Annotated in this window: 18 protein-coding genes; 10 read left to right on the top strand and 8 right to left on the bottom strand. The window is 35.4% G+C overall.

Features of this window, described 5'->3' with window-relative positions:
- Window positions 1–35: 35 nt before the first annotated feature.
- Window positions 36–1610 (top strand): ribonuclease Y, encoded by a 1575-nt coding sequence (gene rny, locus RBH94_RS14590; RefSeq protein WP_188222194.1) that lies wholly within the window; start codon window positions 36–38, stop codon window positions 1608–1610.
- A 48-nt stretch (window positions 1611–1658) separates the two neighbouring features.
- On the opposite strand, the gene xerD is transcribed toward rny, so the two are convergent.
- On the bottom strand, window positions 1659–2555 hold the full coding sequence (xerD, locus tag RBH94_RS14585) for a site-specific tyrosine recombinase XerD (RefSeq protein ID WP_307881553.1): 897 nt from the start codon (window positions 2553–2555) through the stop codon (window positions 1659–1661).
- A 188-nt stretch (window positions 2556–2743) separates the two neighbouring features.
- Window positions 2744–3064, bottom strand: a complete 321-nt coding sequence (locus RBH94_RS14580; protein ID WP_188222192.1) for a TM2 domain-containing protein — start codon at window positions 3062–3064, stop codon at window positions 2744–2746.
- Window positions 3065–3113: 49 nt separating this feature from the next.
- On the opposite strand from RBH94_RS14580, the gene RBH94_RS14575 reads away from it, so the two are divergent.
- From RBH94_RS14575 to RBH94_RS14560, 4 genes are all read left to right on the top strand, one after another.
- Window positions 3114–3992, top strand: coding sequence for a hypothetical protein (locus RBH94_RS14575; RefSeq protein ID WP_307881552.1), 879 nt, complete (start codon window positions 3114–3116; stop codon window positions 3990–3992).
- A 17-nt stretch (window positions 3993–4009) separates the two neighbouring features.
- Window positions 4010–4426 (top strand): type II 3-dehydroquinate dehydratase, encoded by a 417-nt coding sequence (gene aroQ / locus RBH94_RS14570; protein ID WP_307881551.1) that lies wholly within the window; start codon window positions 4010–4012, stop codon window positions 4424–4426.
- A gap of 102 nt (window positions 4427–4528) precedes the next feature.
- Complete coding sequence (locus RBH94_RS14565; RefSeq protein ID WP_307881550.1) at window positions 4529–5032, top strand: hypothetical protein; 504 nt, start codon at window positions 4529–4531, stop codon at window positions 5030–5032.
- On the top strand, window positions 5029–5496 hold the full coding sequence (locus tag RBH94_RS14560; RefSeq protein ID WP_307881549.1) for a hypothetical protein: 468 nt from the start codon (window positions 5029–5031) through the stop codon (window positions 5494–5496). Before RBH94_RS14565 ends, RBH94_RS14560 begins: the two co-directional genes overlap by 4 nt.
- Window positions 5497–5578: 82 nt before the next feature.
- Here RBH94_RS14560 and lpdA read toward each other — a convergent pair whose 3' ends face one another.
- Window positions 5579–6955, bottom strand: a complete 1377-nt coding sequence (lpdA, locus tag RBH94_RS14555; protein WP_307881548.1) for a dihydrolipoyl dehydrogenase — start codon at window positions 6953–6955, stop codon at window positions 5579–5581.
- A 476-nt stretch (window positions 6956–7431) separates the two neighbouring features.
- Between lpdA and RBH94_RS14550 the strand changes: the two genes are divergently transcribed.
- Complete coding sequence (locus tag RBH94_RS14550; RefSeq protein ID WP_307881547.1) at window positions 7432–8358, top strand: nuclear transport factor 2 family protein; 927 nt, start codon at window positions 7432–7434, stop codon at window positions 8356–8358.
- Window positions 8359–8410: 52 nt separating this feature from the next.
- Here the strand turns inward: RBH94_RS14550 and RBH94_RS14545 are convergent, their stop codons facing one another.
- Together RBH94_RS14545 and msrB are read right to left on the bottom strand one after the other, a co-directional pair.
- Window positions 8411–8962, bottom strand: a complete 552-nt coding sequence (locus RBH94_RS14545) for a DUF1572 family protein (RefSeq protein ID WP_307881546.1) — start codon at window positions 8960–8962, stop codon at window positions 8411–8413.
- An 18-nt stretch (window positions 8963–8980) separates the two neighbouring features.
- A complete protein-coding gene (gene msrB, locus RBH94_RS14540; protein WP_307881545.1) occupies window positions 8981–9457 on the bottom strand; it encodes a peptide-methionine (R)-S-oxide reductase MsrB in 477 nt (158 codons plus the stop codon).
- A gap of 164 nt (window positions 9458–9621) precedes the next feature.
- Between msrB and RBH94_RS14535 the strand changes: the two genes are divergently transcribed.
- Window positions 9622–10437, top strand: a complete 816-nt coding sequence (locus tag RBH94_RS14535; protein ID WP_188222183.1) for a M48 family metallopeptidase — start codon at window positions 9622–9624, stop codon at window positions 10435–10437.
- A gap of 90 nt (window positions 10438–10527) precedes the next feature.
- Window positions 10528–11859, top strand: a complete 1332-nt coding sequence (locus RBH94_RS14530; protein WP_307881544.1) for an MFS transporter — start codon at window positions 10528–10530, stop codon at window positions 11857–11859.
- 66 nt (window positions 11860–11925) lie between these two features.
- Here RBH94_RS14530 and RBH94_RS14525 read toward each other — a convergent pair whose 3' ends face one another.
- Window positions 11926–14472 carry an ATP-dependent Clp protease ATP-binding subunit gene (locus RBH94_RS14525; RefSeq protein WP_307881543.1) on the bottom strand — a complete coding sequence of 849 codons (2547 nt, stop codon included), beginning with the start codon at window positions 14470–14472 and terminating at the stop codon, window positions 11926–11928.
- Between the two features lie 257 nt (window positions 14473–14729).
- On the opposite strand from RBH94_RS14525, the gene gyrA reads away from it, so the two are divergent.
- Both gyrA and RBH94_RS14515 read left to right on the top strand, forming a co-directional pair.
- A complete protein-coding gene (gene gyrA, locus RBH94_RS14520) occupies window positions 14730–17300 on the top strand; it encodes a DNA gyrase subunit A (RefSeq protein WP_307881542.1) in 2571 nt (856 codons plus the stop codon).
- A gap of 11 nt (window positions 17301–17311) precedes the next feature.
- Window positions 17312–18562, top strand: coding sequence for a tetratricopeptide repeat protein (locus tag RBH94_RS14515; RefSeq protein WP_307881541.1), 1251 nt, complete (start codon window positions 17312–17314; stop codon window positions 18560–18562).
- Window positions 18563–18619: 57 nt separating this feature from the next.
- Here the strand turns inward: RBH94_RS14515 and RBH94_RS14510 are convergent, their stop codons facing one another.
- Window positions 18620–19369, bottom strand: a complete 750-nt coding sequence (locus tag RBH94_RS14510; RefSeq protein ID WP_307881540.1) for a C40 family peptidase — start codon at window positions 19367–19369, stop codon at window positions 18620–18622.
- A gap of 5 nt (window positions 19370–19374) precedes the next feature.
- Window positions 19375–20553 (bottom strand): acetyl-CoA C-acyltransferase, encoded by a 1179-nt coding sequence (locus RBH94_RS14505; protein ID WP_307881539.1) that lies wholly within the window; start codon window positions 20551–20553, stop codon window positions 19375–19377.
- Window positions 20554–20662: the final 109 nt, after the last annotated feature.

The raw sequence follows: 20662 nt of genomic DNA, 5'->3' as shown, positions 1-20662 counted from the left end.
GCTTTTTTATATGTTTAAATCAACTAAAATCAATAATGGATAACTCAATTATATTAATTGCAGGAGGGGGAGTATTAGGGATAGCAATAGGTTTTGTTATTGCTAAGGTATTAGAAAAAAATAATGCATCTAAACTGGTTAAGGAAGCTAAGAAAAGTGCCAGTTTAATAATCAAAGAAGCCAAAAGTGAAGGCGAATCGATTAAAAAGGATAAAATACTTCAGGCTAAAGAAAAATTCATAGAACTTAAATCGGAACACGAAAAGGTTATTTTAGCACGTGACAAGAAAATGGCAGAAGCCGAAAAACGTACACGTGATAAAGAATCTCAGGTGTCTAGTGAATTAGCTAAAAATAAAAAGTTAAACGATAGCTTTGAGAGTAAATTAAAGGATTACAATCACAGGCTAGATGTTTTAGATAAGAAGCAAGAGGAAATAGATCGTTTACATAAAAGCCAGGTAGAACAACTTGAAGTTATTTCTAGTTTATCTGCAGAAGAGGCAAAAGCACAGTTAGTAGAATCTTTAAAAGGTGAAGCTAGAAACGATGCAATGGCTTATATTCAAAGCTCTCTTGAAGAGGCTAAATTAACAGCTGAACAGGAAGCTAAGAAAGTTATTATAAATACCATCCAGCGTATCGGAACAGAAGAAGCTGTAGACAACTGTGTGTCTGTATTCAATATCGAATCAGACGATGTTAAAGGGCGAATTATTGGACGTGAAGGACGTAACATTAGAGCTATTGAGGCGGCTACTGGTGTTGAAATTATTGTAGATGACACACCTGAGGCTATCATTTTATCTTGTTTTGATTCTGTACGTCGTGAGGTAGCACGTTTGTCGTTACACAAGCTAGTAACCGATGGACGTATTCACCCGGCTCGTATTGAAGAGGTGGTTCAAAAAACACAAAAGCAAATCGAGCAGGAGATCATTGAAGTTGGTAAACGTACTGTTATCGACTTAGGAATTCACAACTTACACCCAGAATTAATTAAGATGGTGGGTAGAATGAAATACCGTTCGTCTTATGGTCAGAATTTATTACAACACTCGCGAGAAGTAGCTAAGCTTTGTGGTGTAATGGCAGCAGAATTAGGTTTAAACCCTAAGTTAGCGAAGCGTGCCGGACTTTTACACGATATAGGTAAGGTGCCGGATGCTGAAGCAGATATGGAAACACCTCACGCTATTTTAGGTATGCAGTGGGCTGAAAAGTTTGGAGAGAAAGAAGATGTATGCAATGCTATTGGAGCACACCACGACGAGATAGAAATGAAGTCTTTATTAGCGCCAATCATTCAGGTTTGTGATGCTATTTCAGGAGCAAGACCAGGAGCAAGACGTCAAGTGTTAGATAGTTATATTCAACGTTTAAAAGACCTTGAAGATATAGCCTTCGGATTTAACGGTGTGAAAAAAGCTTACGCGATTCAGGCGGGTAGAGAATTACGTGTTATTGTTGAAAGTGAAAAAGTAGATGATCAAAAAGCTGCGGATTTATCATTCAACATATCTCAAAAAGTTCAAACCGATATGACGTATCCGGGACAAGTTAAAGTAACGGTTATTAGAGAAACCAGAGCGGTAAATATTGCGAAGTAACAATCGTTTTAAATAAATAAAAAAGCCTCAACGTGTGTTGAGGCTTTTTTATTTTCGGGGATGATATTGTTCGACTACTTTAGTTAAATGACTTTTATCTAAGTGAACATAAATTTCGGTGGTGGTAATGCTTTCATGACCGAGCATCAATTGAATGGAACGTAAATCGGCATTGTTTTGCAAAAGGTGTGTGGCAAACGAATGTCTGAATGTATGTGGCGAGATACTTTTTTTAAGGCCTGTTTTTTCAGCTAACTGTTTGATGATGGTAAAAATCATGGCGCGTGTTAACTGTTTCCCTCGTCTATTTAAAAACAAGGTGTCTTCATGTCCGGATTGAATAGGAAGATGATTTCTAATTTCGCTACGGTAAATATTAATATATTTCTGTGTGACTTCTATAATAGGTACAAAACGTTGTTTGTCACCTTTTCCAGTGACTTTAATAAAACCTTCATCGAAGAATAAGTCCGAAAGCTTTAAATTGATTAACTCGCTTACACGTAAACCACAACCATAAAGCGTTTCTAAAATAGCACGATTGCGCTCACCTTCAGGTTTGCTTAAATCTATAGCACCAATAAGTTTGTCGATTTCTTCTTCGGATAGTGTGTCCGGGAGCTTACGACCTATTTTAGGTGATTCAATAAGATCTAAAGGGTTTGTTTCTCGATAATCTTCAAAAACCAGATAATTAAAGAAGCTACGTAAACCAGATATGATTCTGGATTGTGACCTGGCATTTACATTCTTAGCGGTTTCATAAACAAACTGCTGAATGCTTTCGGTTTTTATGTCAGTGGGAGAAATGGCATCGTTATGAGCTTCTAAATATTTTATAAGCTTTCTAATGTCTAAAGAATAATTATCGATAGAGTTTTGAGACAGGCCACGCTCTATCTTTAAATACATCTGATAATCTTTTAAGGCATTTTCCCATTTCATACAAGTAAAACTGAAATTGTTAGAGTTTTAATAATTTATACAAAGGAACTAATTGTTGATTGAAATAAAAAAGCCGAAAGATATCTTTCGACTTTTTTATTTAGTAAAGTAAAATTAGCATTTATTTACTTAATGGTTATTAATTTAATTTTTGGTTGATTGCAGGTAAAATAATTATGAAATTAATTTTAGAATCTACCAGTAATCATATTAATTAAATCGATAATCCACCAAACACCTAATCCCATAGCTGTAACAATGAATACGATGTTCCAAAGGATTGGTTTTCCGTAGTACCATCTGTGTCCTGCGGCCCATCCTAAGAAGAACCAAAGTAAAATACCAATGACTAAATTATCACCTACAGCAGAGGCTATTGGTGTTAATACTTCAGTGGTAGTTGAATTGCCAGCAAGCTCTGTAACTGTTCTTTTTACAGGGAAAGATGCGTAACTAGTAGCGTACGAAACTAAAGTCACTAATAATGTAAGTAAAAATTTAATTTTCATAATTAATTATTTTATGTTTGTTGATACAATTTATAAAAAAATCCTGTATATGTCTAAGAAACACTTAGTTATTTTTCTGTCATTGGTTTTTCCGTTATTCTTACGTGCTCAAGAAAATTATGAATATATAGGTTTTATAAGGGTTAACGATACGGTTAACATATCTTACAAAGTTGCTTTAACAGAGCAATCAGGTGTGGTGAAAGGCTATTCGTTAACAGGAATGGGAGGAGAGCATGAGACGCGATCAACCATTCGTGGCGAATATTATGAAGATAAAAAGGAATTGAACTTCAGAGAAACAGGAATTGTTTACACAAAATCGCCGGTAACTCAGGATGATTTTTGTTTTATTAACACGACTATAGAGAATTTTACGTTTAAAAAATCTAATAAAATAAAAGCTGATTTTATTGGGCTGTTTCCCGATAATACGAAATGCATTAATGGAGAAATATTGTTAAGTCCGTTAGAGAAAATGGAAGCTAAGTTCGATAAGGTAATGACTAAAATTAATAAGTCGAAGCGTGTATCAGATAGTATTAAAGAGAAGTTAAGTTCTATGAAGATGATGGATTCTCTTAATCTGAATATCCTTAGAAAAGATCAAACGATGAGTGTGTTTTCAAAATCTGAAAATGTGTCTTTAATTATTTATGACGGAGGGAAGGAAGATGGAGATAAAGTTACCATCTCTGTAAATAATAAAACTTTACTTTCTAATTTTGAAGCGACCAATAAGCAAAAGTTGATTAATCTCGATTTAGCTAACGGAAAAACCTCTATTGTAATTCATGCTGACAATGAAGGAAGCATAACGCCGAATACGGTTATTGTAGAGCTAAAAGATGGTGATAATACTCTAAAAGCCATGTCTAACCTCAAAAAAGGAGAAAAGACACAAATCGATTTTTTAAAAGCTAAATAAGTCTATTATAAATTTAAATGAAAAAGATAATTATAATTAACGGCCCGAACTTAAATTTATTAGGAAAACGTGAACCTGCTATTTATGGTAGTTTAACCTTTACAGAGTTTCTCGATACCATTAAAGAAAAATACGAGGGCATAACTTTAGAATATTATCAGTCTAATGTTGAAGGCGAAATTATAAATAAACTACACGAAGTTGGTTTTAGTTACGACGGGGTAATTTTAAATGCTGGCGCTTATACGCATACTTCAATAGGTATTGGCGATGCCATAAAAGGTATTGAAACACCGGTAGTAGAAGTTCATATTTCAAATACGTTTGGTCGAGAAGAGTTTAGGCATCAATCGTATATTTCTCCAAATGCCAAAGGGGTTATTTTAGGCTTTGGTTTGCAGAGTTATGAGTTAGCTATTCAAAGTTTTATTTAGTTTTGTTTAACTTTAAATTGTAGTTTAATTATGATTGTATTGTGAGTTTTTTAACATGAATAGGTCTTAGGTTTGTGTTATTAATCATAAAGCAAATCAATCATGAAAAGAAACTTACTGCTATTATTCCTATTTTTAGGATTAATTAAATTGCAAGCACAAGAATTAAAATTCGCTACAAGTGTAGGGTCGAATGGTGGAGTAAATAATTTTGCTCTCGCTCTTGATGCAACTTATTTAGTGAATATAAACAAGAATTTAGATATTGGTTTTACAACCGGGCTATCGTATTGGTTTAAAAGTGACGAATATGATTTATCCGGTTTAAAAGTTTCCGGTAGGGGTGATATTAAAATGCTCCCAATAGCGTTAACCAGCCGTTTCAACTTAACTGAAAAATTGACCTTTGGTTTAGATTTTGGATATGCATTCGCAATAGATTCTCATCCTTATTCCAGTGGTTTTTATTTTGCTCCTAAAGTTCAATATGAACTTTTTAAAAATACTGATATAGTGTTATCCTATAGGCTGTTCAATATGGATTCTTCAGTTGGTGTAGGCCCTAATATTGATATGGTATCAATAGGTGTTGAATTTAAGTTATGAGTAAAAAACTAACACTTCATTTATTGGCTTTTATTGGAGTTTTCCAATTAAACGCGCAGAATTTACAATGTAAAAGCTCGATTCAGGATAGTAGTTTCACATTTGAAGTAACCAATGATTTTAATATTTTCAGAATTAACAGTAATCTAGATATTTTTCAGAGGGCACAAACAGTTGATTTTGGAATCTATTCAAAATTTGAATTACCGGTTTTGTTAAGGGTAAAATTAAGCGAAAAGTGGAAGTTGTTTAGTGGTGCGAATTTAATGTTGTTTAAGGACGGAATGACAGGTATTGATTCCCCTTCATTAAATGCAAACTTTGGTATTGAATATGAGCCTACAAATAATTTGATATTAAATGCTCAATTTAATTATAGACTTTCAAATGATAATCTCATAAAAACAGATTTCACTTCTGGTTCAAGGGAATCATTCACCGTTGGGTCTAAATTAAAATTTTAAAGATATAAAAAAGGTTTCAGTAATTACTGAAACCTTTTTTATATCTAAGATCAATATTCCGACTTATCTAAAAAGCCCGAAATTAGATGTGAATTACTTCATCGTAAGCAGCAGCAACAGCTTCCATAACCGCTTCACTCATGGTTGGGTGAGGGTGAACTGCTTTTAATACTTCATGACCTGTAGTTTCTAATTTTCTTGCTACAACAGCTTCAGCAATCATATCGGTAACACCAGCACCAATCATATGGCAACCTAACCACTCACCGTATTTTGCATCAAAAATTACTTTTACAAATCCGTCTTTGTTTCCACCAGCACTTGCTTTACCTGACGCCGAGAATGGGAACTTACCGATTTTAAGATCGTATCCTTTTTCTTTAGCTTGTTTTTCGGTTAAACCAACACTAGCAATTTCAGGAGTAGCGTAAGTACATCCAGGAATATTTCCGTAATCTAAAGCTTCAACGTGTTGTCCTGCAATTTTTTCAACACATAAAATACCTTCAGCAGAAGCTACGTGAGCTAACGCCTGGCCAGGAGTAACATCTCCAATAGCATAGTAACCTGGTATGTTAGTTTGGTAGAAGTTATTTACTAATATTTTATCGCGGTCTACAACAATACCAACATCTTCTAATCCGATGTTTTCGATGTTTGTTTTAATACCAACAGCACTTAAAATGATATCAGCCTCTAAAACCTCTTCGCCTTTAGCTGTTTTTACTGTTGCTTTAACACCGTCTCCAGAAGTATCAACTTTAGTTACTTCAGCAGAAGTCATGATGTTAATACCGTTTTTCTTAAACGAACGCTCTAATTGTTTAGATACATCTTCGTCCTCAACAGGAACAATGTTTGGTAAGTACTCAACAATAGTTACTTCGGTTCCCATAGAGTTATAGAAATAAGCAAACTCTACTCCAATAGCTCCAGAACCAACAACTATCATTTTCTTTGGTTGCTCTGGTAAGGTCATCGCTTCTCTGTAACCAATTACTTTTTTACCGTCTTGTGGTAAACTTGGCAATTCGCGAGAGCGTGCTCCAGTAGCAATAATAATATGGTCTGCGCTATATTCAGTTCCGTCAACGTCAACCTTTTTACCAGGTTTAACTTTTCCGTAACCGTTAATCACATCAATTTTATTCTTTTTCATTAAGAACTGAACACCTTTGCTCATGCCTTCCGCAACACCACGGCTACGTTTTACAACAGCATCAAAATCGTGTTCTGCTTCCTTAACTTTTAGTCCGTAATCTTCAGCATGCTTAAGATACTCAAATACTTGGGCAGATTTTAGTAACGCTTTGGTTGGAATACATCCCCAATTTAAACATACACCACCAAGGTTTTCTTTTTCAACAATGGCAGTTTTAAAACCTAACTGCGATGCTCTAATAGCCGTTACATAACCACCAGGACCACTTCCAAGAACAATAATATCGTATTTACTCATGAGATTTTTTTAATCGTTATTTTTCCGGGTACGAATTTACGAAACCTTATCCATATAAAGAATTTAGAACCCTATAAATTTGTATCTTTTATTGCCTTAATCGGGAAGATTTACTTTAATATCATCTTCTAAATAAGTTTTTTATTGAAGTGTAATTAAAGAGACGTTTAGTTGTTTTTTATAGGGTATAACATAATTTCAAGATTCTGTTTAGGTAAAGTGTATACGGAGGTATTATATAAGAGTCTTGTTAAAAGGCATTTTAATTGTCTTAAAAACACGTTTTACAATTACAAGTGATTTTGATAAGAAATAAGATGAATTACAGATCTCGAAAAAGCATTTATTAAGGATAAATAAGTTAATGCTTTTCTTATTTTACAGGTAGGAAATAAAATAAAAATAATGTAATCTGTTTATTATCAGTTATTTTGACTAAATTTAAAAGAGATTAATTAACCAAAAATTTATTCAAAATGAAAAAACTCGCTATTATCGGCATGATGATGTCCTCAATCATCATGTTCTCTCAGACAAAAAAAAATGGAACTATTTACGTTGAACATCCTGCAATTAAAGTTGTAGAAGATATGACAAAAGCCTTTGTAGAAGGAGATACTGTTAAAGTCGCCAGCTATTTAGCAGATGATTTTAAAGCTTACAATGGTATGAATACAGACCCAGACAATGAAGGTGTAGATAAAAGCCGATATTTAAGACAAGTGGCTTTTTGGCACAATAACACTTCTTATTTAAGTATTGAACGTGCTCCAGGAGCTTATCCAGATGCGCTTGAATATAAAGAATCTGGTTTGTGGGTGCAGACCTGGGACTTTTTAAAAGGCGTACATGATAAAACAGGTGTACGATTAAATATGCAGCTTCATAGGTTGTTTGTTATTGATGACGATAATAAAATTAGAATGATGATTACCTATGATGATGGTACCGTTTTCCAGGAGTTGCGACAAGGATTTCAGCCCAGAACAAACGGAACGATTTATAATCAGCATGAAAACATTAATAAAGTACGTCGAATGATGAGTGCGCTTGAAAATGCAGATGCAGACAAAGGATTTAGTTATTTTACTGAAGATGCGGAATTTTCAAACTTAGATATGCCATGGGGAGAAACACATAGTTTAGCTGAAGAAAAAGAAGGCTTTACCAAAATGTTAGACGACTGGACTATAGATGCTATTGAAGTCGTTGGTTACCCTGATTATTTAGAATACGAATTAGGAGCAGCAAAAGTGGTACAGTCATGGTGGAAAGTGAGAATGACGCGTAAAAAGGATGACAAGAAATTTGTGATCCCAATGATGCTGACTCACGATTTTAATGATGAAGGTATGATTACTCGAGAAAGAGGATACTATAGTTTAAGTGCTTTAATGGAATAACCTAATTTTTAAAAAAATATAAAGCCTTTAATTTCTATTAAAGGCTTTTATTTTATACATCATCAGTAAAATGTTTTCTAGATTTTTCCTGATTAAATTTATTAGCGTTGTATGTTGTAGATTTTCCTTTGAGAATGGACAATGATTGCCATTCCTTTCCTTTTAGTAATTTTCCTAAAAATACAATTTGACCTATGTGATAGGAGTAATGTGCTAATTGACGATTGATAGCTTCTAAAACTGTGTGACCTTCATTTCTAATATAAATTATCCTTTCTAAATCGGCAGAGGTTAGCCGTTTAATCGCTTTAAACAAACAATGCCAGCCACTTTCCCAGGATGCAATCAGGTCTTCTTTTGAGGTATAAGAGGCAATAAATTCGTCGTCTCGATTGCGCCACGATTTCTCACCGTCCTCAGACAAAAAGTTCGTCCATCGGCTTAGCATATTACCAACCATATGTTTTGCAATTATGGATATGCTGTTGGCATCCTCGCTACTTTGCCAGGAGATTTCATCAAACGTTAGTTGATTAAAGGTTTTGTCGCCCAAACTTTTATAGTATTCAAATTGTTTGATGATACTGGTTAAATAACTTTCCATACGTGTAAAATTACAGCTTTATTTCTTCTCTGGGATAAATTTTAAAGCTACACCGTTAATACAGTGGCGTTTTCCGGTAGTTTCCTTTGGGCCATCGTTAAAAACATGACCTAAATGACTGCCACAATTGGCGCAAATTTCTTCTAATCTGGCATAGCCTAATTTAAAATCGGTTTGATAGGTAATACTTCCTTTTATTTCTTGGTCGAAACTAGGCCAACCACAGCCCGCATTAAATTTATTGTTGCTTTTAAAAAGCGGTGCTTCACAGGCTCTACACACATAGGTGCCTTTTTTAAAATTTTTATCTAATGGACTAGAGTGAGGTCTTTCGGTGTAAGCTTGCCTAAGTACTTTGTATTCCATATCGTTTAATTCGGCCTGCCATTGTTTTTCAGTTTTTACAACCTTAAAATCTTGTTGATTATGTTTTTGAGCATTTCCGTTACAATTAAATAGCAATATAGAAAATGTAAGTAGAAAAATATTTTTCATGAGTTGAGTTGTTTTTACAGAAAGTCAGTCGAAGGATTCAATTAAAAATAACAGAACCCTTGTGTATAATTTTTATTTGTTTAAGTGACTTTTAAAAATTGAAAGCGTCTAAAAGAGAACCGTACAATTTTTGTATTTTTATAGCGTATTTAATCCAAATTACGATGAAATTTAAGAAAACACTTATAGCTACAGGTGTAGTAGCAATGGCTTTATCGTGTGCAACAAATCCATTTTCAGGAAAGAAAACTATGGCATTTGTATCTAACGATCAATTATTTCCAACCTCATTTGCACAATACAATCAATTCTTATCAGAAAACAAAGTGGTTTCAGGAACAACTCAGGCCAACATGGTAACCCGTGTAGGACAAAAGATAGCTAAGGCTGCTGAACGGTATTTAGATGCCAACGGTTATCAAGGGTATTTAAACGACTATAAATGGGAGTATAATCTGGTGGATGATGAAACAGTTAATGCCTGGTGTATGCCAGGAGGTAAAATTGTGGTGTACACAGGAATTTTACCTGTAACAAAAACAGAAGCAGGTTTGGCTGCTGTGGTTGGTCACGAGGTGGCTCATGCACTTGCAAATCATGGACAACAACGTATGAGTGCAGCTTATGTACAGCAAGGTGTGGCATTAGCAGGTAATGTGGCTCTGTCGGGAGATCAGCAGTCTCTGGATATTTTTAATCAGGCTTACGGAATTGGTTCTCAGGTAGGTGTTATGTTGCCGTTTAGTAGGTCTCATGAAACCGAAGCAGATGAAATAGGTGTCTATTTAATGGCTATTGCTGGGTATAATCCGGATGAGGCAGCAGAAATATGGAAACGTATGAATGCGCTGGGAGGTGAAGCTCCTCCAGAAATGTTAAGCACGCACCCTTCTAACGAGTCGCGTATTGCGAATTTAACAGCTTTGGCACCGAAAGCAAAAGCTGAGGCGGCTAAATTTGGTGTAACGTCATTTAAGTAAGATTTAACCAATAAGAGTTAAAAATATTTATTTACTTTGAGGCTGCTCGGTTTGGGCAGTCTTTTTTATTTAAAACGTTTAGATTACTTTATGAAGCAATTAGAAAAAGGAAGTAAAAAACTGTTAAACGCTTGGGCTTTTTACGATTGGGCAAATTCGGTTTATAGTTTAGTTATCGCATCGGCAATCTTTCCTATTTTTTACGGTGCACTTTTTAGAATTGCAGATATAGAAAAAGTATCGGTTTTTGGAGGCGACATTTCCAGAGCGCCACTTATCAGTTATACCACATCTTTAGCTTTTGTTTTTATTGCTGTTGTAACGCCTTTAATCTCTGGTGTTGCAGATTATTTAGGGAATAAGAAGATTTTCATGAAGTTTTTCTGTTATTTAGGAGGAGCCTCTTGTATAGGTTTGTATTGGTTTTCGTTGGAACATATTTATTTTAGTCTGGCGTGTTACTTTTTTGGACTGGTTGGGTTTTGGGTAAGTTTTGCGATTAATAATTCGTATTTGCCAGATATCGCTTTCGCCAATCAGCAAGATAAAATTAGTGCCAAAGGATTTTCGTTGGGGTATATAGGAAGTGTCATTCTTCTGTTGCTTAATTTGGCTATGGTTATGAAACCAGATTTTTTTGGAATTACTACAGATGAAAGTGGGGCAGCCGAAATTAAAGCCATGAAATATTCATTTGTTTCAGTGGGGATCTGGTGGATACTGTTCAGTCAGTATTCCTTTTATTATCTGCCAAAAGGAAATAAAAAGGAAAGTGAAAGTCCTAAGAAAAATGTTGTTTTAAACGGATTCAAGGAGTTGAAACTGGTTTGGAATCAGTTGAGTCATAATGTAAAACTGAAGCGTTATCTAGGTGCTTTTTTTGTTTACAGTATGGCGGTACAAACGGTTATGCTTATTGCGACTTATTTTGGTGAAGAAGAAATTGCTTGGGGAACTGATGCAGAGCGAACCATGGGATTAATCGTTAGTATTTTGGTTATTCAGGTTGTTGCAATTTTAGGAGCCGTAGTTACAGCAAGAATTTCAAGAGTATTTGGAAATGTAAAAACTTTGATAGGTATTAATGTAATTTGGGCGATAATTTGTGTGTACGCTTATTATGTTATTACTCCAATGGATTTTTATATCGCTGCCGGTTTTGTGGGGATTGTAATGGGGGGTATTCAAGCGTTATCACGATCTACATATTCTAAAATTTTACCTGAAACAAAAGATACAACTTCGTTTTTTAGTTTTTACGATGTAGCCGAAAAAATAGGGATTATTATCGGAACCTTTCTGTATGGATTTGTAGCGCAGTTTACAGGAAGTATGCGTAATGCTGTTTTATTTCTATTTGTTTTCTTTTTTATAGGTATAGTGCTGTTATTTAGAGTGCCTAAAGAATTAGAATCGAAATAAATTTGAAAATAGATGATAAAAAGCCCGAAAGATAATTTCGGGCTTTTGGTTTATGATAGAATCTTATTAAGATTCTGTTGGATTGTTTTCAGCTTTTTGAATGCTGATGTCTAATTCCTGTGTGTCATTATTTAAATCGATAGCAATTGTATCGCCTTCTTCTACATTAGAAGTTATGATTTCCTCAGCTAATGCATCTTCAATGTATTTTTGAATAGCACGCTTTAAAGGTCTTGCACCATATTGCTTATCGAAACCTTTTTCTGCTATATAATCTTTAGCTTTATCAGAAAGTTTTAAGATGTATCCTAAATCTTTAATACGAACTAAAAGTTTGCTTAATTCAATATCAATAATCTTATTGATATCCTCTTTTTCTAGAGCGTTGAACATCACAACATCGTCAATTCTGTTTAAGAATTCAGGAGCAAAAGACTTCTTAAGTGCGTTTTCAATAACACTCTTCGCGTTAGCATCTTCCTGTGCTTTTTGTGACGAAGTCCCGAAACCAATTCCAGTACCAAAATCTTTTAGCTTACGAGCTCCAATATTTGAAGTCATGATGATGATGGTATTTCTAAAATCGATTTTACGACCTAGGCTATCGGTTAAATACCCATCGTCAAGCACCTGAAGTAACATGTTGAATACATCTGGATGCGCTTTTTCAATCTCATCTAACAAGATAACAGCGTAAGGTTTGCGTCTTACTTTTTCGGTTAACTGACCACCTTCTTCGTAACCAACGTATCCCGGAGGCGCTCCAATTAATCTGGAAATAGCAAATTTCTCCATGTATTCACTCATGTCGATTCTAATTAATGAATCTTCACTGTCGAATAATTCTCTGGATAATACTTTAGCTAACTGTGTTTTACCAACACCAGTTTGACCTAAAAATATAAATGAACCAATTGGTTTATTCGGATCTTTAAGTCCGGCGCGGTTACGTTGAATGGCTTTTACAACTTTTGCAACCGCTTCATCCTGACCAATGACTTTGCCTTTAATAAGGTTTGGTAACTCAGCCAATTTATTAATCTCAGTTTGCGCAATTCTATTTACAGGAATACCGGTCATCATGGAAATCACATCGGCAACATTTTCTTCAGTAACTATTTCACGATGTTGCTTGGTGTCTTCTTCCCATTTTTCCTGAGCAACAGCTAATTCTTTTTCAATGCGTTTTTCATCATCTCTTAGTTTAGCAGCTTCCTCGTATTTTTGCTTTCTAACCACCGCATTTTTAGTTTCCTTAATCGCTTCAAGTTGTTTTTCAAGCTCGATAATTTGTTTAGGAACTTCAATGTTTGTGATGTGTACACGAGAACCAGCCTCATCTAAAGCATCGATAGCTTTGTCTGGTAAAAAACGCTCCGTCATATAACGGTTGGTTAATTTTACACAAGCTTCAATTGCTTCAGGCGTGTAGTCTACGTTATGGTGTTCTTCGTATTTCGCTTTAATATTATTTAAAATCTCAATCGTTTCAGAAACACTCGTCGGCTCAACAATTACCTTTTGGAAACGACGCTCTAAAGCACCATCCTTTTCGATATATTGTCTGTATTCGTCAAGTGTTGTGGCTCCAATACATTGAATTTCACCTCTTGCCAATGCCGGTTTAAACATGTTTGACGCGTCTAAACTTCCGGTGGCACCACCTGCACCTACAATGGTATGAATCTCATCAATGAATAAAATAACATCGTCATTTTTTTCAAGCTCGTTCATCACGGCTTTCATGCGCTCTTCAAATTGACCACGGTATTTGGTTCCAGCAACTAAACTGGCCAAATCTAAAGTCACCACACGTTTATTAAACAGTATTCTGGATACTTTTCGTTTAACAATTCTAAGAGCTAAACCTTCGGCTATAGCAGATTTACCAACACCAGGTTCACCAATTAAAAGTGGGTTGTTTTTTTTACGTCGACTTAAAATTTGCGAGACACGCTCAATTTCTTTTTCTCTACCTACTACAGGGTCAAGTTTGCCTTCTTCGGCTAACGCTGTAAGATCGCGTCCAAAATTATCTAAAACAGGAGTTTTGGATTTCTTGTTGGTTTTACCTGTAGGACTATTGAAAATGTCTTTTGAAGTATCGTCATCAGAACTCGTATCATCTTGAAACGATTCTGCCTTTGGCTCTATATAATCATTATCGTTTGTAATCATAAGTTTAAATTGTTCTTTAACATTATCGTAGTCGATCTTTAGCTTATTTAAAAGCTTAGTAGTGGGGTCGTTCTCGTTTCTTAAAATACACAATAACAAGTGTGCTGTATTGATAGAAGAACTTTGAAATAGTTTGGCCTCTAAAAAGGTTGTTTTTAGTGCGCGTTCTGCTTGCCTAGTAAGGTGCAGGTTCTTCTTTTGGTTTGAAGCTGCAGCAATATTAGGGTTTGCAGGACTTAATATTTCAACTTTTCGCCTTAAGTGATTTAAATCTACATCTAAAGCGTTTAGAATATTTATAGCCTTGCCATCTCCATCGCGTAATAACCCAAGCATCAAATGTTCGGTGCCAATAAAATCATGACCCAAACGAAGCGCTTCTTCCTTGCTGTAGGCAATTACGTCTTTTACTCTTGGTGAAAAATTATCATCCATAATAGTTTCCTTTCTGCATTAAAAATACTAAAACATTTTACTAAAGGCAAAAACTATACCTTAAATTGTGTGAAAGTTGCTAAGTGACAAAAAAAACTTCATAAAATCAAAATTTACCCCTTCATTTTTATCAACTAAAAAAAGTGTTAAAATTGTTAATAAAAACACGAAAAAATATAAGAAAAAGTCAGGCTGTGATTGACGAAATACTTATATTAGCATGTTTTGAAAAACTCATAAAACTTAATTAAATATTTATGGCAGAAGGAGAAAAATTGATCCCTATTAATATTGAAGATGAGATGAAGTCTGCTTACATTGATTATTCAATGTCAGTCATTGTGTCACGTGCATTACCAGATGTTAGAGATGGGTTGAAACCAGTACACAGACGTGTGTTGTTTGGAATGCATGAACTAGGTGTTAAATCGAATACCGCATATAAAAAATCAGCTAGAATCGTAGGAGAGGTTTTAGGTAAGTATCATCCACATGGTGATTCCTCAGTTTACGATACAATGGTACGTATGGCTCAGGAATGGAGTTTACGTTATATGCTAGTAGACGGACAAGGGAACTTTGGTTCTATAGATGGCGATAGCCCAGCAGCAATGCGTTATACCGAAGCGCGTATGCGTAAGATATCTGAAGATATGCTTGCAGATATTGATAAAGAAACAGTAGATCATAAATTAAATTTCGACGATACATTACAAGAACCAACCGTATTACCAACACGTATTCCTGGACTTTTAGTTAACGGAGCGTCTGGTATTGCTGTAGGTATGGCAACCAATATGCCACCCCACAACTTATCTGAAGTTGTAGAAGGAACCATTGCTTACATTAACGACAACAACATTGAAGTTGATGAGTTAATGAAGTATATAAAAGCCCCAGATTTCCCAACAGGAGGTACTATTTACGGATACGACGGTGTTAAAGAAGCGTTCCAGACAGGACGTGGAAGAATCGTGCTTCGTGGTAAAGCCAATATTGAAGAAGTACAAGGTCGTGAATGTATTATAGTAACTGAGATTCCTTACCAGGTAAACAAAGCAGAGATGATTAAGAAAACTGCTGACTTGGTAAACGAGAAAAAACTTGAAGGTATTTCTACTATTCGTGATGAATCGGATAGAAATGGTATGCGTATTGTTTACGTGCTTAAGCGTGATGCAATTCCGAATATCGTTTTGAATAAATTATACAAGTATACGGCGTTACAATCGTCTTTTAGTGTAAACAATATTGCCTTAGTAAAAGGGCGTCCGGAATTATTAAACTTAAAAGATTTAATTTATCATTTTGTTGAGCATAGACATGAGGTTGTTGTAAGACGCACGCAGTATGAATTGCGTAAGGCTGAAGAACGTGCTCATATTTTAGAGGGTTTAATTATTGCATCAGATAATATTGATGAAGTTATTGCGATTATCAGAGCATCATCAAATGCCGATGAAGCAAGAACTAAATTAATTGAGCGTTTCAAACTTTCTGAAATTCAGGCTAAAGCCATTGTTGAGATGCGTCTGCGTCAGTTAACAGGATTAGAACAAGATAAGTTACGTTCAGAATACGACGAATTACTTAAAACGATTGAAGACTTAAAAGATATCTTAGACAAGAAAGAGCGTCGTATGGATATCATTAAAGAAGAGCTTGAAGTTGTAAAAGAGAAATACGGTGATGAACGTCGTTCAGTTATCGAGTATGCTGGTGGCGATTTAAGTATTGAAGATATGATTCCAGATGAGCAGGTGGTGATTACCATTTCGCATGCTGGTTATATCAAACGTACATCGCTTAATGAGTATAAAACACAGAATAGAGGAGGAGTTGGTCAGAAAGCCTCGACCACGCGTAACGAAGATTTCTTAGAGCATTTATTTGTTGGAACAAACCACCAGTACATGTTATTCTTCACGCAAAAAGGAAAATGTTTCTGGATGCGCGTTTATGAAATCCCTGAAGGAAGTAAAACATCTAAAGGTCGTGCGATTCAAAACCTCATCAATATTGAGCAGGATGATAAAGTTATGGCTTTCATTTGTACTCAAGACTTGAAAAATGAAGACTATATTAACAGTCATTATGTAATCATGGCGACTAAGAATGGTCAGGTTAAGAAAACATCTTTAGAGCAATATTCTCGTCCGCGTACAAACGGAATCAATGCCATTACGATTAAAGAGGATGATGAGCTATTAGAAGCTAAATTAACGACTGGAAACAGTCAGGTAATGTTAGCATTAAAATCAGGTAAAGCCATTCGTTTCGAAGAAGCAAAAACGCGTCCAATGGGTCGTGGAGCTTCAGGTGTTCGAGGAATTACTTTAGCTCATGAAGGTGATGAAGTTATTGGTATGATAACCATTGAAAATTCCAAAGAAGAATCGGTGCTTGTAGTATCTGAAAACGGATATGGTAAACGTACTTATGTTGATGATCCAGAGGATGGAGAACCAGTTTACAGAATTACCAACAGAGGTGGTAAAGGAGTTAAAACTATTTCTATCACTGAAAAAACAGGTGAGCTTGTTGCGATTAAGAGTGTAACAGATAACGATGATTTAATGATTATCAATAAATCTGGTATCGCCATTCGTTTAGAAGTTAGTAATCTACGCGTAATGGGTAGAGCAACTCAAGGGGTTAAGCTAATCAACCTTAAAGGAAAAGATTCTATCGCTGCGGTTGCGAAAGTAATGCACGAAGAGGAGCAGGAAACCGAAGAAGGTGTTGTAGATGCTCTAAATAGTGAAGGAGCTGAGGGTGGCACAACTCTTGATACCAACACAACAGAAGAGAATAACAATGATAATTAAATAAAACAAAAATGAAAAAACAGATTATTGTAGCTTTAGCGTTTTCAGTTAGTGCACTTTCATTTGCACAAAAGAAAGAATTGAGAGCAGCCGAAAAAGCTATTAAGGGAACTAATTATGCTGAAGCGAAATCTGCCTTAAAGCAGGTTGAAGCGTATATGCCTTTAGAGGATAAATACAAAGCAGATTACTATTACTTATATGCTCAAACACTATATGCTGGTGGAGCAGGGTCTTTAAGTGATATCGATGAAGCTATAAAAAGCTTAGGTAATATTGAAGGTTCGCTTTCAGCAGAAAGTGCAGAGTTAAAGCAAGAAATGGTTAACTCATTACTGTCGAAAGGAAATGAATCTTACGAAGGAAACGATTACGCTCAGGCATCTCAATACTTCGAGAAAGCTTACAGATTAAGTACTAAGGATACTTTATTCTTGTACTACGCTGCTGCAACAGCTATTAATGTTCAGGATTTCGACAGAGCATTAAGTATCTATGAAGAATTAAAAGATTTAGGATATACAGGTGTTAAAACAGAATATTTCGCAACGAATGCTGAAACCAATAAAGAGGAAGTATTTGAAAACAAAAACATGCGTGATATTTCTGTGAAAGCAAAGTCTCATACCAATCCGGGAGAACGTACAACAGAATCTAAAGAGCCTGAAATCGTTAAAAACATTGCTATTATTTATGTGAATAAAGGCGATAATGAAAAAGCGATTGAAGCTATGGCTGCAGCAAGAGCTCAAAGCCCTGACGATGTTAATTTAATTTTAACAGAGGCTAATGTTCATTATAAAATGGGGAACACAGAGAAGTTTAAAGCTTTATTAGAGCAAGCTACTAAAATGGACCCTACTAACCCGGAATTACAATATAACCTAGGTGTTATTGCTGCAGAATCTGGTGAGACCGAACAAGCTAAAGGATACTACGAAAAGACTATCGAGTTAGATCCTAACTATGTAAATGCTTATATTAATCTTTCGGCGATTGTATTGTCAAAAGAAGAAGGAATCATTAAGGAAATGAATGGTTTAGGAAGTTCTAAAAAAGATGATTTGCGTTACGATGAATTAAGACAACAACGTCAAGATCTTTATCGTGATGCCGTGCCTTATTTAGAGAAAGCCTTAGCTGTTGATTCACAAAATATCAATGCTGCTAAAACCCTAATGAATATTTACAGTATTCTTGGTGAAACTGAAAAGCACAAAGAAATGAAAGCTAAAGTTGCCGATTTAGAAGCAGGAAACTAATTAGTAAAATTTCATATGAAAATAAAAAAGCCGCAATTTAAATTGCGGCTTTTTTATTTATATAATCTTTTTAATAACCCGTAGTTTATGGGTATGCATGCGTTTGTCGACGTTATAAATTCCGGTGTGATCTAATCGATCTATCCTAACTTTACCATTGGCATGAATAATATAATTATCGCTCATAATTAAACCGACATGGGTAATTACACCTTCCTGGTTGTCAAAGAAAGCCAAATCTCCAGGTTCACTTTCTTCAATAAAACTTAAAGGCTCACCTTGTGTGGCCTGTTGTGAGGCATCACGCAATAATTTATAGCCGTTAAGTTTATAAACCATTTGCGTAAATCCCGAACAGTCAATACCAAACGGGGTTTTTCCTCCCCACAAATAAGGTGAGTTTAAATATAAAAAAGCGGTTTCAATAAGATTGTTTTTAGCAACCTTACCCGAAACGGTATTACCGTCGTGGGTGTGGTTTAAAATGCTTAACCCGTTTAACGAAGAACCTAATAAAATAGGGTGTAATTGATGTTGAGGATCTTCAATAAACTCAACTAAATCTATAGATAATCTGGGTGTTTCTTTTTGAAGTGTATTGTAGTCTGAAGCCGATATTGAAACATATTGTTTGTTATCAATCCAACCTTCATATTTATCAAAAGATAATCTTATTTTGCTCCAGTTCTTGCGTTGTTCCAACACTTTAAAAAAGTCACCATACAGCACCTGAGAAACAAGTTCGCTGGCGTCTGAAGGCTCTCTTCTTAAAGGGACAATGCTTAAATTACAAATTCCGTATTGCATTAAAATTAATTACGTTCTATAATTATTGCAGATGCACCTCCGCCACCGTTACAAATGGCTGCGGCACCAATTTTAGCATCGTTTTGCTGTAAAATGTTTAACAATGTAACGATGATTCTAACACCTGAACAGCCTAGAGGGTGTCCTAGAGAAACGGCGCCACCGTTAACATTAACTTTAGAATCATTAAGACCAAGAAGTTTCATATTAGCTAAACCAACCACAGAAAACGCCTCATTAAATTCAAAATAATCCACATCATCAAGGCTAAGGTTAGCTTTACTTAAAGCTTTTGGGAGGGCTTTTGCTGGAGCTGTTGTAAACCATTCTGGTTCATGAGCAGCATCTGCATAGCTTTTTATAGTAGCAAGAGGTATTAACCCTAATTCGTTAGCTTTGCCTTTATTCATTAAAATAATAGCGCCTGCACCATCATTAATGGTTGATGCGTTAGCAGCCGTTACTGTTCCTTCTTTAGTGAATGCCGGACGTAGCTGAGGGATCTTGTCAAGTTTTACATTAGTAAACTCTTCGTCTTTAGTCACAAGAATAGCCTCCCCACGACGTTGCGGAACTTCTACAGGAACAACTTCATTCTCGAATTTTCCAGCATCCCATGCTGCTGCAGAGCGTTTATAAGACTGAATTGCATAAGCATCCTGTTCCTCCCGGCTAAAGCTATATTCGGTAGCGCAGGCATCAGCACATACACCCATAGCTTGCTCGTCGTAAGCGTCTACCAATCCATCTTTTTGCATACCATCAATAAGTGAAGCTGGTCCGAATTTAGTGCCTGTTCTTGCATGTAAATAATGAGGAATTAAACTCATGTTTTCCATACCTCCGGCAACAACAATTTCGGCATCACCAAGGGCAATAGCTTGAGCCCCTTGCATCACGGCTTTCATACCACTGGCACATACTTTATTAACTGTTGTACACGGTACGGTATTAGGTATACCTGCATAAATAGCTGCTTGTCTGGCTGGTGCCTGACCTGTTCCTGCTTGTACTACATTACCCATTAACACTTCATCTACCAATTCAGGTTTCAGGTCAATTTTATCTAAAGCGCCTTTAATGGCAATGGCTCCTAATCGGGGTGCTGGTATTGTAGATAAAGCCCCTAAAAAACTACCAATAGGAGTTCTTGCTGCAGAAACAATTACAACTTCTTTATTCATTATTTAATCTTTGTCTTATTCCTGCGAAATTAATCATTTTTTAGCAAACAAGAGAAGGATTCATTTATTATAAAAGCAATGGAAGTTTATAAATTTATTACATTTGATT

This window comes from Aestuariibaculum sp. YM273, from assembly GCF_030908365.1.
Lineage (GTDB): Bacteria > Bacteroidota > Bacteroidia > Flavobacteriales > Flavobacteriaceae > Aestuariibaculum > Aestuariibaculum marinum.
The sequence above is the reverse complement of the archived record's forward strand: the minus strand, read 5'-3'. Positions and strand labels throughout refer to the sequence as shown.

What these genes read in the sequence shown, in the direction of transcription:
- RBH94_RS14575 (WP_307881552.1), top strand. Translation starts at nt 3,114, where the DNA reads ATGTCTAAGAAACACTTAGTTATTTTTCTGTCATTGGTTTTTCCGTTA.
- RBH94_RS14565 (WP_307881550.1), top strand. Translation starts at nt 4,529, where the DNA reads ATGAAAAGAAACTTACTGCTATTATTCCTATTTTTAGGATTAATTAAA.
- msrB (WP_307881545.1), bottom strand. Translation starts at nt 9,457, where the DNA reads ATGAAAAATATTTTTCTACTTACATTTTCTATATTGCTATTTAATTGT.
- gyrA (WP_307881542.1), top strand. Translation starts at nt 14,730, where the DNA reads ATGGCAGAAGGAGAAAAATTGATCCCTATTAATATTGAAGATGAGATG.
- RBH94_RS14505 (WP_307881539.1), bottom strand. Translation starts at nt 20,553, where the DNA reads ATGAATAAAGAAGTTGTAATTGTTTCTGCAGCAAGAACTCCTATTGGT.
- RBH94_RS14550 (WP_307881547.1), top strand. Translation starts at nt 7,432, where the DNA reads ATGAAAAAACTCGCTATTATCGGCATGATGATGTCCTCAATCATCATG.
- lpdA (WP_307881548.1), bottom strand. Translation starts at nt 6,955, where the DNA reads ATGAGTAAATACGATATTATTGTTCTTGGAAGTGGTCCTGGTGGTTAT.
- RBH94_RS14545 (WP_307881546.1), bottom strand. Translation starts at nt 8,962, where the DNA reads ATGGAAAGTTATTTAACCAGTATCATCAAACAATTTGAATACTATAAA.
- xerD (WP_307881553.1), bottom strand. Translation starts at nt 2,555, where the DNA reads ATGAAATGGGAAAATGCCTTAAAAGATTATCAGATGTATTTAAAGATA.
- RBH94_RS14560 (WP_307881549.1), top strand. Translation starts at nt 5,029, where the DNA reads ATGAGTAAAAAACTAACACTTCATTTATTGGCTTTTATTGGAGTTTTC.
- aroQ (WP_307881551.1), top strand. Translation starts at nt 4,010, where the DNA reads ATGAAAAAGATAATTATAATTAACGGCCCGAACTTAAATTTATTAGGA.
- RBH94_RS14535 (WP_188222183.1), top strand. Translation starts at nt 9,622, where the DNA reads ATGAAATTTAAGAAAACACTTATAGCTACAGGTGTAGTAGCAATGGCT.
- RBH94_RS14510 (WP_307881540.1), bottom strand. Translation starts at nt 19,369, where the DNA reads ATGCAATACGGAATTTGTAATTTAAGCATTGTCCCTTTAAGAAGAGAG.
- RBH94_RS14515 (WP_307881541.1), top strand. Translation starts at nt 17,312, where the DNA reads ATGAAAAAACAGATTATTGTAGCTTTAGCGTTTTCAGTTAGTGCACTT.
- RBH94_RS14530 (WP_307881544.1), top strand. Translation starts at nt 10,528, where the DNA reads ATGAAGCAATTAGAAAAAGGAAGTAAAAAACTGTTAAACGCTTGGGCT.
- RBH94_RS14525 (WP_307881543.1), bottom strand. Translation starts at nt 14,472, where the DNA reads ATGGATGATAATTTTTCACCAAGAGTAAAAGACGTAATTGCCTACAGC.
- RBH94_RS14580 (WP_188222192.1), bottom strand. Translation starts at nt 3,064, where the DNA reads ATGAAAATTAAATTTTTACTTACATTATTAGTGACTTTAGTTTCGTAC.
- rny (WP_188222194.1), top strand. Translation starts at nt 36, where the DNA reads ATGGATAACTCAATTATATTAATTGCAGGAGGGGGAGTATTAGGGATA.